The organism is Colwellia marinimaniae (assembly GCF_002207865.1).
Lineage (GTDB): Bacteria > Pseudomonadota > Gammaproteobacteria > Enterobacterales > Alteromonadaceae > Colwellia > Colwellia marinimaniae.
In genome coordinates, this window is record NZ_BDQM01000486.1 from 1 (window position 1) to 240 (window position 240).

General features: G+C 51.7%; 1 protein-coding gene. It reads left to right on the plus strand.

Annotated features, from left to right (window positions below; translation table 11 throughout):
- Positions 1 to 9: 9 nt before the first annotated feature.
- Positions 10 to 240 (plus strand): tyrosine-type recombinase/integrase (locus MTCD1_RS20170; protein ID WP_268807388.1); only part of this gene is annotated, 231 nt, incomplete at its 3' end.

Sequence of the window (240 nt, forward strand, 5' to 3'; positions counted from 1 at the left end):
GCACTGGAGTTGCTTAATGACATGAGCAAGATCCGGCACCTGGCAAGTGATTTGATTTTTTATGGTGGCATCCCATCCAAGCCGATGGACATTGAAAAGCACTGGAAGGCAGCCTTAGAGATTGCCTCTATTGAGAACTTTCGCTTCCATGACCTGCGCCACACCGCAGCCTCCTATCTAGCCATGAATGGGGCCACCACGATGGAAATTGCAGCTGTGCTCGGACACAAGACGCTGCAG